The organism is Barrientosiimonas endolithica (genome assembly GCF_030296655.1).
GTDB classification, from domain to species: Bacteria; Actinomycetota; Actinomycetes; order Actinomycetales; family Dermatophilaceae; genus Barrientosiimonas; species Barrientosiimonas humi.
Window position 1 is genome coordinate 2958391 of record NZ_AP027735.1, and the last position, 12045, is coordinate 2970435.

A 12045-nucleotide genomic window follows, 5' to 3' on the forward strand; every position below is an offset into this window, starting at 1 on the left:
ACCCACCACCTGGGAGGCGGATTCCGGTGCCGAGCAGGACGTACGACTTCGTGATCGCGGCCAACCGGCTGCCGGTCGACCGCGTGGTCCGCGACGACGGCACCGAGGAGTGGCAGACCAGTCCCGGCGGACTCGTCACCGCGATGGAGTCGGTGATGCGCGGCCGGTCTGCGGCCTGGGTCGGCTGGGCCGGCATCCCCGACGAGACGCCCGAGCCGTTCACCGACGACGAGCTGCTGCTCGTGCCCGTCCCGCTGAGCCTCGACGAGGTCACCAGCTACTACGAGGGCTACAGCAACGACAGCCTGTGGCCGATCTATCACGACGTGATCGTGCCGGCGACGTTCCGGCGGTCGTGGGCGGCGGCGTACGAACAGGTCAACGAGCGCTTCGCCCAGCAGTGCGCCGAGGTGGCAGCCGAAGGCGCGACCGTGTGGGTGCACGACTACCAGCTGCAGCTGGTGCCGGCGCTGCTGCGCGAGCTGCGGCCCGACGTGCGCATCGGGTGGTTCAACCACATCCCGTTCCCGCCGGTCGAGCTGTTCGGGCAGCTGCCGATGCGCCGCGAGATCCTCACCGGCCTGCTCGGCGCCGACTTCCTGGGCTTCCAGCGGCCGGCCGACGCCGAGAACTTCCTGCGCGCCTGCCGGCGGCTGCTCGGCGCGCGGACCAAGGGCGACGTCGTCGACGTGCCGCACACCGACCGTCGCGTGCGGGCCGCGTCCGTGCCCATCTCGATCGACGCCGGCGGGCTGCGCGAGCTCGCGATGTCCGAGCCGGTGCAGGAGCGCGCCCGCGAGATCCGCGAGCAGCTCGGCAACCCGCGCACCGTGCTGCTCGGGGTCGACCGGCTCGACTACACCAAGGGGATCCGGCACCGGCTCAAGGCGTTCGAGGAGCTGCTGCGCGACGGGCGGCTGTCGGCCGACGACGTGTGCCTGGTGCAGGTCGCCTCGCCGAGCCGCGAGCGGGTCGAGGCCTACCGCGAGCTGCGCGAGCAGGTCGAGCGCACCGTCGGGTCGGTCAACGGCGCCTACTCCCCCATCGGTCACACCACGGTGACCTATCTGCACCGGTCGTTCCCGCGCGAGGAGATGGCCGCGCTCTACGTCGCCGCCGACGTCATGCTCGTCACCCCGCTGCGCGACGGCATGAACCTCGTCGCCAAGGAGTACGTCACCTGCCACGACGGGCCGGGCGCGCTCGTGCTGTCGGAATTCACCGGGGCCGCGGGGCAGCTGCGGCAGGCGTTCATGACCAACCCGCACGACATCGGCGGCCTGAAGCAGGCGATCATGGACGCCATCGAGACGCCCGAGAAGGAACGCGCCCGCCGCATGAAGGCGCTGCGCAACCAGGTCGCCAAGAACGACGTGCAGCACTGGGCCGAGACCTACCTGGCCGCCCTGCGCGCGGCGCCCGAGAAGCCGGCGCCGACCGAGTCCTGACGAGCGAGCCCTGACGAGCGAGGAGATGTCGTGCCGACCGACCTGACGCCCGAGCTGCGCTCCGCGATCGACCGGTTCACCGCGCTCGACCGGGTGCTGGTCGCCACCGACTTCGACGGGGTGCTCGCCCCGCTGGTCGACGACCCCGCCGACTCGCGACCGATCGACGGGTCGGTGGCGCTGCTCGAGCGCCTCGCGCGGGCCGGGACCCCGGCGGCGCTGGTGTCGGGGCGCGACCTGGCGTCGCTGCGGGCGGCGGCGGGAATCGAACCCGCGTCGCCGGTCATCCTGATCGGGTCGCACGGGGCCGAGTCCAGCGTCGAGCTCGACCTGGGCGCCACGCTCGACGACCGGGCCCGGCAGCGGCTCGCCGACACCGTCGAGGTGCTCACCCGGATCGCCGAGCAGCACCCGCCGGTGCGGCTGGAGCACAAGCCCGCGGGCATCGTGCTGCACACCCGCGGGGTCGCCCCGGAGGTGGCCGAGCCGGCGACGACGGCGGCGCTGCGGGTGCCCGAGGAGGTCGCCGGCGTGCACGCCATGCGCGGCAAGGACGTCGTCGAGCTGTCGGTGCTGCCGGTCTCGAAAGGCCAAGCCCTGCAAGCACTCTCGCGCGACCTGGGTGTCGCGGCGACGCTCTACCAGGGCGACGACGTCACGGACGAGACCGCGTTCGCGGCGCTGCGCGACGACGAGCGCAACGTGACCGTCAAGGTCGGTCCGGGCGAGACCCTCGCCGGCTTCCGGGTGGCCGGGCCGCCCGACGCGGTGGCGACGCTGCGCGCGGTGGCCGACCGGCGTACGGCGGGCTGAAGGGGCGGCGCGCCACGCTGAAACGCGGCTTGAGCGCTCTGACCGGGTTGCAGCGGAGTCAGAGCGCTCAAGCCGCGTTTCAGCGCTCGGGCGGACGCCCGGTGGAGGCGCGGACGACCAGCTCGGGGGCGAACAGCGCCTCGCCCCGGCGGTGGGGCCGGCCGCCGATCTCGTCGACGAGCGCGCGCACGGCGGCGTGGCAGATGGCGGTGGTGTCCTGCCGGACCGTGGTGAGCGCCGGGTCGCTGAACGCGGAGATGAGCGACCCGTCGTAGCCGACCACGGACAGGTCGTCGGGCACGCACAGCCCCGCCTGCCGAGCGGCGCGGGTGACGCCGAGCGCGATGACGTCGGAGCCGCAGATGACCGCGGTGGCGCCGGCCTCGATCAGGTCGGCCCCGGCCTGCACGCCGCCCTCGAGCCCGAACCAGGTCTCCTGCACCATCGCGTCCAGATCCAGGTCGGGCAGCAGCTCGGCGGCGAGCCGGCGGAACGCCTCGACGCGGCGCACCACCGGGACATAACGGTGCTGCCCGGTCGCCAGGCCGATGCGCTCGTGCCCGAGCTGCACCAGGTGCGCCAGCGCGACCTCGACCGCGGCGGCGTCGTCGTTGGACAGCGACGGCGCGTCGACCTCGGGGCGGTGCCCGTTGATCAGCACCATCGGCAAGCCGCGGGCGCGCAGCCGGTGATATCGCTCGAGGTCGACGTCGAGGTTGGCGTGCTGGCCGCTGACGAAGATCACCCCGGCCGCGCCGCGGTCGAGCAGCATCTGCAGGTAGTCGTCCTCGTGCACCCCGCCGGGGGCCTGGGTGCACAGCACCGCGGTGTAGCCCTCGGCCGCGAGCCCCATCTGGATGCTCTGCGCCATCACCGGGAAGATCGGGTTGGTCAGCTCGGGCACGATCAGACCGACCATGCCGACCATCTGACGGCGCAGCAGGCTGGGTCGCTCGTAGCCGAGCACGTCGACCGAGGTCAGCACCGCCTCGCGCGTCCCGCGCGCGACGCCGGGCTTGTCGTTGAGCACGCGGCTCACCGTCGCCTCGCTCACGCCGGCGTGCTTGGCGACCTCGGACAGGCGTATGGCCATCACGGCACCTCTCTCGACCAGACCCAGACCCCGACACCGGCTCGGTCACTGCTCAGCGTGACGTCGCCGTCGACCTGGAGGGCAGCGCCCCCGACGACCACGCGGTGCTCCTCGACACCGGGCAGGTCGCGTGCGGGCACCCCCAGTCTGTACGCCGCCCGCGACACCGCTACCATCGCCACCTGCTCGGCGGTCTCGCGCAGGAACACGAGCACGTCGTCGCCGGTGTGCACCCAGCGCATGCCACCCCGCCGGAGCGGCTCGAGGTCGCGGCGCGCGCGGATCAGCTCCTGGTAGGCCGCGAAAATCCCGTTGTCCCAACGGGACTCGTCCCACGGCATCGGACGCCGGCCGTCCTCGCCGAAGCTGCCGAGCATCCCGATCTCGTCGCCGTAGGTGATCATCGGGACCCCCGGCAGGGTCAGCAGCAGCCCCGCCGCAGCGATCACCTCGTCGGGGCTCTCGACCAGGGTGCGGATGCGCGTCGTGTCGTGCGAGCCGACGAGCGTGAAGCTGTGCGCGCGGCTGCGCCAGGGCACCAGCGCGGTGAACTCGTCCATCGTGTCGGCCACGGCGGCGCCGCCGAGCCGCGGCACCATCAGCGGCGAGCCGAGGAAGCTCGGGGCCGTGCCGGGTGGCGCAGCCAGGTCCACAACGGGCGGGTGAACCCGCTGTAGTTCATCACCCCGTGCCACCCGTCGCCGTCGACGTCGCGGGAGTGGTCGTGGCAGTGCTCGGCGATGAGCAGACCGTCGGCGCGAGTCTCCTGCACCGCGCGGCGCATCCGGCGCGCGACCTCGTGGTTGACGTCCTGGGCGCCCCACCGGCCGGTCATGTTCGCGACGTCGACGCGCCAGCCGTCGAGCCCGTCGGGCCCGGCCAGCCACCGGCGTACGGTCGCGTCGGGGGCGTCGAAGAGCCGCTCGGCGACGCTCGTGCTCTCGTGGTCGATCTTGGGCAGCGAGGGCACCCCGAGCCAGGAGACGTAGTCGCCGGTCTCGTCGTAGAGGTAGCGGTCGCGCTCGGGCGCGGCCGGGTCGGTCTGCGCGGCGACGAACCACTCGTGCCGGTCGCCGGTGTGGTTGGTCGTGAGGTCGCCCAGCACCCGCAGGCCGCGCTCGTGCGCCGCGCGCACCAGGCGGCGCAGCGCCTCGTCCCCGCCGAGCACCGGGTCGACGGCGTCGAACGTGGCGGCGTCGTAGCGGTGGCTCGAGCCGGCCGGGAAGAACGGCGTGAGGTAGAGCGTGGTCACCCCGAGGCGCTCGAGGTGGTCGAGGTGCTCGGCGATGCCGTCGAGGTCGCCGCCGAACAGCTGCCGCCCGGCGAGGTGCGGCTCGGCGGTGACCGGGTCGTCCCAGCCGGCCGGGATCGCCCAGTCGGGAGCGACCTGCGTCACCGGCGGGGCGGCGGCGGAGCGGGCGAAGCGGTCGGGATAGACCTGGTAGACCACGGCGTCCAGCGCCCAGTCGGGCGGCGGGTCGTGGGTCACGAGCCGGAAGTCGGCGGCGTCGGGCACGTCGCGGTCGTGCACGCCGGTGCCGTTGAGCCACTGGTAGCCGCTGGTCTCGCCGCTCAGCACGAACCGGTAGCCGGTGACCGGGTTGTGGCAGACGACCTCGGCCTCCCACCAGCTCTCCAGGTCGTCGCTCGCGACGCGGGTGGCGGGCCGGAACTCCGGCTCACCGTCGGTCACCTGGCGCAGGTGCACCTCGGTCACGCCGGACGCGTGCGGCACCCGCACCCGCACGGTGACCCGCTGCCCCGGCCGCGGCGCGGGGTCGGCGACGTAGAGCGCCGACCCGTCGTGGTGCGGGCGCCGCAGCGGGGCCGGGTCGGTCACTTGACCGAGCCCGCGGTGGCGCCGCCGATCAGCTGCTTCTGGAAGGCGAGGTAGAGCAGCACCGTCGGGAGCGAGCCGAGCAGCGACCCGGCGGCGAACTGCCCGAACAGCCGGTTCGCCTCGTTGCCCTTGCTCATCGACCACAGCCCGACCGCGAGGGTCTGCTTGTCGGCGTCGAGCAGGAAGATGCTCGCCAGCATGAACTCGCCGAACAGGCTCACGAAGCTGACCATGAAGACGGTCACCAGGATCGGCATGACCAGCCGCAGGGTCATCGTGAAGAAGATGCGCGCGTGCGAGGCGCCGTCGACCCGCGCGGCCTCGTCGAGCTCGCGGGGCACGGTGTCGAAGTAGCCCTTGAGCAGCCAGATGTTGGCGCCCATCGCCCCGCCGAGGTAGGCCAGGATCAGGCCCCAGGTGGTGTTCAGCCCGACTCCCGGCAGCACGTCGCCGATCGCGTTGAAGGTCAGGTAGAGCGCGACCACCGCGAGCAGCCCGGGGAACAGCTGCAGGAGCAGCAGGGCCATCAGGCCCGGGCGGCGACCCTGGAAGCGGAGCCGGGAGAAGGCGTACGCCGCGCAGGCCCCGATGAAGACCGTCGCCAGCGAGCCGACGAGGGAGATGATCAGCGAGTTGCGGTACCAGCTGGTGTAGGGCCGGGCCGGGTCGTTGAACAGCTGGGAGAAGTTGTTCAGCGAGAACGACTGCGGCAGAAGGGAGCTCGTCGACAGGGAGCCGGTGCGGTTGAGCGCGGCCGACAGCAGGAAGACGATCGGGAAGAGCGCCCAGACCAGGGCGAGGATCCCGAGCGCGTGGCGCCACCAGGTGGAGCCGTGCCCGCGCGGCGGCTGCCGGTCGGCGACCGCGACCGACTCGTCGAGCTCGTCGCCGACGGCGGGGGTGATCGGGTTGGGCTGCGCGACGGCCGACATCAGTGGACCTCCTCCAGGGCGCGGGTGCGCCGGAACGCGGGGATGCTGATCAACGCCACGAAGGCGAAGATGAAGATCGAGACCGCTGACGCCAGACCGAAGTTCGGCGACGAGCTGGTGAACGCGAGACGGAACGCATACGTGATGAGCAGGTCGGTGGACCCGATGCTCGCGTCGCCCTCGGTGAACGGGCCGCCGGCCGTGATCAGCCAGATGAGCCCGAAGTTGTTGAAGTTGAAGGCGAACGAGGCGATCAGCAGCGGCCCGACCGCCACCATCAGCAGCGGCATCGTGATCGAACGCAGCGTCCGCCAGGCCGACGCGCCGTCGACCCGGGCGGCCTCCATGACGTCCTGCGGGATCGACTGAAGCGCACCGGTGCAGATGATGAAGAAGTAGGGGAAGCCCAGCCACAGGTTGGCCAGCAGCAGCGCCACCTTGGCCGCCCACGGGTTGCCGAGCCAGTCGACGTTGAGCCCCGTGAGGGTGTTGATCAGGCCGAACTCCTGGTTGTACATCGAGGCCCAGACCAGCGCCGTCACGAAGGCGGGGATGGCGTACGGCAGGATCAGCAGGCTGCGGTAGATCCCGCGGCCGCGCATCCGGCGGTCGTTGAACAGCAGCGCGATGAACATGCCGAGCACGAACGTCGTGCCCACCGACAGCAGGGCGAACGCGACGTTCCAGGCGAAGATCTTGGCGAAGCCGGTGCGGATCGTGGAGTTGGTCAGCACCGTGCCGAAGTTGGCCAGGCCGACGTTCTCCTTCCACCCCACCGGGAGCGCCTCGCCGGTGCCGTCGCGCGGCACCCAGCTCGCGTCGCGCGGGACGTAGACCTCGCGGCTCTGGGTGTCGGTGAGGGTGTCGGCGTCCTTGTCCCAGACGAGCGTCGGACGGCCCTCGAATGCCTCGGACAGCCCGACCGCCTTGATGCCGCTGCCGCCGTCGGTCGGCACCGCGAACTCGCGAACATCGCTGCGGGAGTTGACTTCTCGCGCGTTGAGCACGGTGAAGCCGGGTGCCGAGAGCACCTTGCCGGTGGTCGGTGCCTGCTCGACCCCCTCGGAGGCCAGCGGCTCCAGGCCGGAGTCCGTGCCGTCGTACAGCTTCTTGTCGGGGCTGACGAGCAGGAAGTGCAGGTCGCCGGTCGTCTTCGGCTGCCCCTCGGGGACGGCCACGGTGAGGGCATAGCGGGGCGAGCCGGGGACCTCGCGCACGCTGTAGGTGAGGTTCTGCTGGGTCGCCTCCTCCTTGCTGGAGGTGTGCCCGTCGCCGTAGTTGGTGAAGCTGGTCAGCACGGTGTAGCCGATCGGCCAGACCTGGAAGGCGAGGCAGAGCAGCATGCCCGGCAGGAGGTACTTCAGCGGGACCGCGCGGCCCGTGGCGTAGATGCCGAGCACGGCGACGCCGACCGTCCCGGCGACGACCGCGAACATCCAGTGGCCCGTCTGGGCGAGCCTGGTGGCGACGTACAGGGCCAGCCCGGCGGCGGCCACGATGGCCAGCCACTTGACCACGACCGCCCACACGGGGGTCTTGGTCGGGCCCAGCCTGAACTCGCCGTCGACCTCGGACTGCGTTGTGCGATAAGACATTCCGGCTCCGTGGGAGAAGGGCGACCGGTGGGGCGGCGAGCGCCGCCCCACCGGTCAGGGGCGTCAGCCCTGCTTGATGTTCGCGACGATCTCGGTCTGTGCCTTGCCCAGGCGGCCCTTCGGGTCCTGCCCGCTGATGATGTCGGCGAGGGCCTGGCCCAGCGGCTCCCAGACCGAGTTCATGGCCGGGATGTTGGGCATCGGCTTGCCCTCCTTGCCCGCCTCGAACCACGCCTTCACGTCGGGGTTCTTGGCGGCGACCTTGTCGTAGGCCGAGGTGAGGGCCGGCGGACGGTTGCCCGCGGTGAACAGCGCCATCTGCACGTCCTCGCGCGGGACGTACTTGGTCACGAACTCCTGGGCGAACGTGGCGTTCTTGGCCTTGGCGGAGACGTAGAACATCTGCACGCCGAGGAACGGCTTCATCGCGCCGCCGCCGTCGACCGTCGGGAGCGGGGAGACCTCGTAGTTGATGCCGGCCTTCTTGATGCCGTCGATCGCCCACGGGCCGCTGATCATGTAGGGCACCTTCTTGCCCTCGAACAGCGCCGCGACGTTCTTGTCGTCGACGTTGGTCGACAGGACCTTGTCCTTGCCGAGCTGGCCCAGCAGCTGACCGCCCTTCACCGAGCCGGCGCTGTTCACGATGACCTTGGCCGGGTCGTAGTCGCCGTTGGGCTTGGTGCCGAAGATGCCGCCGCCCTCGAACGCCGACAGGTAGGGGTAGCCGAAGTAGGCGTCGCCCTTCTTGCCGACCTGCTGGGCCAGCACGTTGGTGGCCTTCTTGGACGACACCAGGCCCTTGCCCGTGGTGAGCAGCTCGTTCATCGTCTTGGGCGCGTTCGGCGCGAGCGCGGTGTTGCGGATCAGGCCGATGTTCTCGATGGCGTAGGGCACGCCGTAGACCTGGCCGTTGTACTTCGTCGCCGCGATCGAGCTCGGGGCGAACTTGCCCTGGTCGGCGGCCGAGAGGTTCACCGGGGCGACCGCGCTGTTCTGCACCAGCTCGCCCAGCCAGTCGTGCGCGCCGACGACGACGTCGGGGCCCTTGCCGACCTTCGTGGCGTCCTTGAACTGCTGGCGGGTGTCGGGCGCGATCTGCACCGCGACGCTGATGCCGTTCTCCTTGCCGAACTGGTCGGCGTACTTCTGCACGACCGGCGCGCGGTCGGCGTCGGACCAGATGACCAGGTCGGCGGCCGCGCGGGCCGGGTCCTTGGTGGACAGCGTGGTGGGCGCGGCGGCCGCGCCGCCGGCGTCGGCGGAGCCGCCGGAGGCCGCGGGGGTGGAGCTGCTGGCTGACGAGCCGCCGCCCCCACCGCCGCACGCGGAGAGCAGCAGGGCGGCCGATCCGGCCATGGCGACGGCGATCTTGCGGTGGGACACGGGAGAACTCCTCTGAGCGGGGGCCAGGTGCGGCAGGCGCCGGCACGACGTGACGCACGTCATAGTGCCGGACGCTTTCAGAGTTCTGCAAGATTTTGCAGAAGGTTTCCAGATCTGCGACATCGTCGCGTCAAGCCGCCGCAGGAGCTGCCGGCCGCCTCGGCAGGCGCACGTGCGCGCGCAGCCGGGTGAGACGTACTGACCGGTCCGCTTGAGGGCAGCACCCCCGGTAGTGCAAGATCACTGCACCTGCGTCGCAGGTGAGTTCCATCACAACGGATCGTCCGGCACGTTCCTGCCGGTGACGGAAAGTAGGCATCGCCATGGCCACAGTCACGTTCGACCAAGCAACTCGCGTCTACCCCGGGGGCGACAAGCCCGCGGTCGACTCGCTCGACATCGACATCTCCGACGGCGAGTTCCTCGTCCTGGTCGGCCCGTCGGGTTCGGGGAAGTCCACCGCGCTGCGCATGCTCGCCGGCCTCGAGGAGGTGAACGGCGGCGCCATCCGCATCGGCGAGCGCGACGTCACGAACCTGTCCCCCAAGGACCGCGACGTGGCCATGGTCTTCCAGAACTACGCGCTCTACCCGCACATGTCGGTCGCCGACAACATGGGCTTCGCGCTGAAGATCGCGGGCACCCCGAAGGCCGAGATCCGTTCTCGCGTCGAGGAAGCCGCGAAGATCCTCGACCTCGAGCCGTTCCTGGACCGCAAGCCCAAGGCGCTCTCCGGCGGTCAGCGTCAGCGCGTCGCGATGGGTCGGGCGATCGTGCGCTCGCCGCAGGTCTTCCTGATGGACGAGCCGCTGTCGAACCTCGACGCCAAGCTGCGCGTGCAGACCCGCACCCAGATCGCGTCGCTGCAGCGCCGGCTCGGCGTCACCACGGTCTACGTCACGCACGACCAGACCGAGGCGATGACCATGGGCGACCGGGTCGCGGTGCTCAAGGACGGCCTCCTGCAGCAGATCGACACCCCGCGGCGGATGTACGACCACCCCAACAACGTCTTCGTCGCCGGCTTCATCGGCTCCCCCGCCATGAACCTGCTGACCCGACCGGTCGTCGACGGCGGTGTGAGCGTGGGCAACTACGTGCACCCGATCGAGCGCGGCGCGCTCAACGAGGCGGGGCAGACCGTGACGGTCGGCGTGCGCCCCGAGGACCTGGTGCTCAACACCGAGGGCACCGGCATCCCGGTCGAGGTCGACGTGGTCGAGGAGCTCGGCGCCGACGCCTACGTCTACGGCCGCACCAACCTCGGCGACGGCGAGCAGCAGATCATCGCCCGCGTCGACGGCCGCACGCCGCCGGAGAAGGGGCAGCAGGTCTTCTTCACGCTGAAGGAAGGCCACGTGCACCTGTTCGACGCCGACAGCGGCGAGCGGCTCGGGGACTGACCCCGGACGTACGTCGGGCTGGAGCCGCCGTCCCCGCGAAGGGGCGGCGGCTCCGCCGTTGTCCCGGGGCTCAGTCGGGTCGGGCGCGCACCGGGATCGCCTCGGTGTCGGCGCCGACGATCGCCTTCTCGTCGGGCTTCTCGGGCAGCACGTTCTTGACGTAGTCGGCGATCGCGGTCTCGATGGGGACGTCCTTGCCGGCCTTCTCCGACATGTACCACCGGTGCTCGAGCACCTCGTGGAACAGCTCCGCCGGCTCCAGCTTCGCGCGCAGGTCGCGCGGCACCGCCCGGGTGATCGGCTCGTAGATCTGCGTCAGCCAGTCGTGCGCGACGAGGTCTTCGTCCTCGTTCTGCCGGTCGGTGGCCGCGCGGTAGGAGTCGAGGTCGTTGAGCAGCCGGCGCGCCTGGTTCTCCTCGACGTCGAGGCCGGTGAGGCGCAGCAGCCGGCGGCAGTGGTGGCCGGCGTCGACGACCTTGGGCTGGATGTGGATCTGGGTGCCGCCGATGTCGGTCGTGATGTCGAGCTCGCCCACGTCGAAGCCGAGCTCGTTGAGCCGCCGGATGCGCTCGTCGACCCGCCACCGCTCGCCGGTCTCGAACGACTCGGCCTCGGTCAGCTCGGCCCACAGCGTGCGATACCTCGTCATGATCAGCTCGCTGACGTCGACCGGGTCGAGCTCCGGCGAGACGAGGCCGCCGGCCTGCAGGTCCATCAGCTCGCCCGCGATGTTGACCCGGGCGATGTCCAGGTCGTGCTCGCGCTGACCGTCGCTCAGGCTGTTGCGCAGCTCACCGGTCTCCGCGTCGACCAGGTAGGCCGCGAACTCCCCGCGTTGCGCTTGAACAGCGTGTTGGACAGCGAGACGTCGCCCCACCAGAACCCGGCCAGGTGCAGACGTACGAGCAGCACGGCGAGCGCGTCGATCAGCCGCTGGACCGTGTCCGGGCGCAGCGTCTGGCTCAGCATGGCGCGGTAGGGCAGCGAGAACTGCAGGTGCCGGGTCAGCAGGCACGCGTCCAGCGGCTCGCCGTCGTCGTCGACGCGGCCGCTGACCACCCCGACCGGCTCGACCGAAGGCTGGCCGAGCCGGCGCAGCATCCGGAGCATGGCGTACTCCCGGCGGGCGATGTCGTCCTTGATCTCCTTGACGGCGATGACGCGGCCGTCGACGCGCACGAACCGCACGATGTGCCGCGAGATGCCGCGGGGCAGCGCCGCGAGGATCTCCTCCGGCCACTCCTCCAGCGGCAGCTGCCACGGCAGGTCGAGCAGGGCGGGGTACGGCCGTGCCGCCGTGAGTTCCAGGGCCACCACCCCAGCCTGCCACCCCTGCGCGGATCCGGGTACGACCTCGGACTCAGACGCGACCCTGTACCGCGCATGAAACCGGGTTACGTGCGTTTGACCTCAATCCATCAGGGTCATATGCACGTAACCCGGTTTCATGCCCGGGTGGGCGGGGCTCGATCCGGGTTTCATGCACAGGCCGTGCGGCGGGCCGTACGCCCTCCACAGGCTCGAGCTGACGCCTT

At 71.1% G+C, this 12045-nt stretch carries 9 protein-coding genes and 1 pseudogene; 3 read left to right on the forward strand and 7 right to left on the reverse strand.

Features of this window, described 5'->3' with window-relative positions; genetic code table 11:
- Positions 1–26 precede the first annotated feature (26 nt).
- On the forward strand, positions 27–1448 hold the full coding sequence (locus tag QUE40_RS15015) for an alpha,alpha-trehalose-phosphate synthase (UDP-forming) (protein WP_142006632.1): 1422 nt from the start codon (positions 27–29) through the stop codon (positions 1446–1448).
- A gap of 30 nt (positions 1449–1478) precedes the next feature.
- On the forward strand, positions 1479–2261 hold the full coding sequence (otsB, locus tag QUE40_RS15020) for a trehalose-phosphatase (protein ID WP_289231458.1): 783 nt from the start codon (positions 1479–1481) through the stop codon (positions 2259–2261).
- 79 nt (positions 2262–2340) lie between these two features.
- Here the strand turns inward: otsB and QUE40_RS15025 are convergent, their stop codons facing one another.
- From QUE40_RS15025 to QUE40_RS15050, 6 genes are all read right to left on the reverse strand, one after another.
- On the reverse strand, positions 2341–3354 hold the full coding sequence (locus QUE40_RS15025; protein WP_142006634.1) for a LacI family DNA-binding transcriptional regulator: 1014 nt from the start codon (positions 3352–3354) through the stop codon (positions 2341–2343).
- Positions 3354–4007: an alpha-amylase family glycosyl hydrolase gene (locus tag QUE40_RS15030; protein WP_289231459.1), complete on the reverse strand. Its 654-nt coding sequence runs from the start codon at positions 4005–4007 to the stop codon at positions 3354–3356. Before QUE40_RS15030 ends, QUE40_RS15025 begins: the two co-directional genes overlap by 1 nt.
- Positions 3953–5194, reverse strand: a complete 1242-nt coding sequence (locus QUE40_RS15035; RefSeq protein WP_289231460.1) for an alpha-amylase family glycosyl hydrolase — start codon at positions 5192–5194, stop codon at positions 3953–3955. Before QUE40_RS15035 ends, QUE40_RS15030 begins: the two co-directional genes overlap by 55 nt.
- Complete coding sequence (locus QUE40_RS15040) at positions 5191–6126, reverse strand: sugar ABC transporter permease (RefSeq protein ID WP_142006636.1); 936 nt, start codon at positions 6124–6126, stop codon at positions 5191–5193. Before QUE40_RS15040 ends, QUE40_RS15035 begins: the two co-directional genes overlap by 4 nt.
- Positions 6126–7721 (reverse strand): ABC transporter permease subunit, encoded by a 1596-nt coding sequence (locus QUE40_RS15045; protein WP_289231461.1) that lies wholly within the window; start codon positions 7719–7721, stop codon positions 6126–6128. Before QUE40_RS15045 ends, QUE40_RS15040 begins: the two co-directional genes overlap by 1 nt.
- 63 nt (positions 7722–7784) lie before the next feature.
- On the reverse strand, positions 7785–9107 hold the full coding sequence (locus QUE40_RS15050; RefSeq protein ID WP_236022392.1) for a sugar ABC transporter substrate-binding protein: 1323 nt from the start codon (positions 9105–9107) through the stop codon (positions 7785–7787).
- 323 nt (positions 9108–9430) lie between these two features.
- Between QUE40_RS15050 and QUE40_RS15055 the strand changes: the two genes are divergently transcribed.
- Positions 9431–10510, forward strand: coding sequence for an ABC transporter ATP-binding protein (locus QUE40_RS15055; RefSeq protein WP_142006643.1), 1080 nt, complete (start codon positions 9431–9433; stop codon positions 10508–10510).
- Positions 10511–10580: 70 nt separating this feature from the next.
- On the opposite strand, the pseudogene QUE40_RS15060 reads toward QUE40_RS15055, so the two are convergent.
- A pseudogene (locus QUE40_RS15060) lies at positions 10581–11824 on the reverse strand (DUF4032 domain-containing protein).
- Positions 11825–12045 lie beyond the last annotated feature (221 nt).

Bases quoted from the DNA above. Each gene is read 5' to 3' on its own strand.
- QUE40_RS15055 (WP_142006643.1), top strand. From the start codon at position 9,431: ATGGCCACAGTCACGTTCGACCAAGCAACTCGCGTCTACCCCGGGGGC.
- QUE40_RS15045 (WP_289231461.1), bottom strand. From the start codon at position 7,721: ATGTCTTATCGCACAACGCAGTCCGAGGTCGACGGCGAGTTCAGGCTG.
- QUE40_RS15025 (WP_142006634.1), bottom strand. From the start codon at position 3,354: ATGGCCATACGCCTGTCCGAGGTCGCCAAGCACGCCGGCGTGAGCGAG.
- QUE40_RS15040 (WP_142006636.1), bottom strand. From the start codon at position 6,126: ATGTCGGCCGTCGCGCAGCCCAACCCGATCACCCCCGCCGTCGGCGAC.